At 59.4% G+C, this 1,933-nt stretch carries 2 protein-coding genes; both read left to right on the forward strand.

Annotation, left to right across the window (positions count from 1 at the left end; all coding sequences use genetic code 11):
• Nucleotides 1-114 precede the first annotated feature (114 nt).
• Nucleotides 115-501 carry a hypothetical protein gene (locus tag QZY48_RS13665; protein WP_295431506.1) on the forward strand — a complete coding sequence of 129 codons (387 nt, stop codon included), beginning with the start codon at nucleotides 115-117 and terminating at the stop codon, nucleotides 499-501.
• A 13-nt stretch (nucleotides 502-514) separates the two neighbouring features.
• Nucleotides 515-1,933 (forward strand): class I SAM-dependent DNA methyltransferase (locus QZY48_RS13670; RefSeq protein WP_295431508.1); only part of this gene is annotated, 1,419 nt, incomplete at its 3' end.

Genomic DNA, 1,933 nt, shown 5'->3' on the forward strand with positions numbered 1-1,933 from the left:
AACCGTGCCGACCGGTCAGCACGTCCTGCATAAGCTATGGGTCACCTAGTGAGCCAGTTTTGCAATAGCATCGCTAACCAACGCGCATTTCAGATTCACCCAGGGGGAAACAAATTGGCTACATTGTCCAAAAAACAACACGCGGCGCTCGACAGAATCGACGCGCTCACTGCCGGCGACTACATCAAACTGCTTGATGCGAATCCGCCAACGGACAGGCAGTGGGCCATGCTGAAATTTCATCATGCGTCACCCAAGCACACAGCTACTGCAAGAGAACTTGCCAACGGTGCCGGATACACCCTTCCGCAGGCGGCAACCCTTCAATACGGTATCTTCGCCGGAAAGTACTGCTCCCAGCTCAAGATCGCGCCGCCAAACAAGATCGCGCTGTTCGTTACGTTTCTAAAGCCGAAACTCAGCGAGTGCAAATTGATCATGCGACCTGCGCTTATCAAAGCCCTGAATATGATGATTCAGGCCAAAAACAAGGGCGGCTAACCCGATTCGAACCATGGAACTCAACGACCTCGAATCCCGCCTCTGGGCCACCGCCGACAAGCTCTGGGCCAACACCGGCCTCAAGCCTTCCGAATTTTCCACACCCGTCCTTGGCCTGATCTTCCTGCGCTACGCAGAGCGGCGCTTCCATGAAGTCGAGACCGCCCTCCTCAGGAAGGGCACCCCGGCCAGCGAGATCGAGCCGTTCGACTACAAGGCCGAAGGAGCGCTCTACCTGCCCGAAAACGCCCGGTTCGCCTATCTGGCCGACCTACCTGAGGGTGAAGCCATCGGCAAGGCCATCAACGACGCGATGGCCGCCGTCGAACTCGCCAACGACGAACTCAAGGGCGTCCTGCCGCGCTCCTACGGCAAACTCGACAACCACGTCCTCGTCGAACTGCTGCGCCTGCTTGGCCCGGTGGAGATCGAGGGTGACGCCTTCGGCAAGATTTACGAGTACTTCCTCGGCAACTTCGCCCTAAAGGAAGGCCAGAAGGGCGGCGTGTTCTACACGCCCACCAGCATCGTCAAACTGATCGTCGAGATACTGGAGCCGTACCACGGCCAAATCTTCGATCCCGCCTGCGGCTCCGGCGGCATGTTCGTGCAAAGCGCCGAGTTCGTCGCCCGGCACCGTAAGCGTGCCACGGACGAAATCACCGCCTTCGGCACCGAAAAGGCGGGTGACACCGTCAAGCTCGCCAAGATGAACCTTGCCGTGCATGGCCTGCCCGGCGACATCCGCGAATCCAACACTTACTATGAAGACCCGCACAAGGCCGTCGGCAAGTTCGACTTCGTGATGGCGAATCCGCCGTTCAACGTCTCCGGCGTGAATAAGGAACGCATCAAGGGCGATCCGCGCTTTCCGCTGGGCACGCCGAACACCGACAACGCCAACTACCTCTGGATACAGCTCTTCCACTCGGCGCTGAATGCCAAGGGCCGTGCCGGCTTTGTCATGGCGAACTCCGCAGGCGACGCACGCGGCAGCGAGATGGATATCAGGAAACAGTTGATCGAATCCGGCGACGTCGATGTCATCGTCTCCGTCGGCTCCAACTTCTTCTACACCGTCACGCTGCCCTGCACACTGTGGTTCTTCAACAAGGGCAAGCCCAAGGCGCAGCGCGACACGGTGCTTTTCATTGACGCCCGTGGTTTCTTCCGGCAGGTTAGCCGCGCCATCCGCGACTTTCAACCCGAGCAAATCGAGTTCCTCGCCAATATTGTGCGCCTGTATCGCGGCGAGCAGCCAGAAGTCGGCGCTGGCGGGACGGCGTTGTTGAAGGCGCAGTTTCCCGACGGGCACTATCAGGACATCGCTGGCGTGTGCAAGCTGGCGACGCTGGCCGAGATCGAGGTACAAGGCTGGAGTCTGAATCCAGGGCGCTATGTTGGCGTCGCGGATCGGGCAGCGGATGACTTC

The organism is uncultured Thiodictyon sp. (assembly GCF_903828115.1).
Taxonomy (GTDB): Bacteria; Pseudomonadota; Gammaproteobacteria; order Chromatiales; family Chromatiaceae; genus Thiodictyon.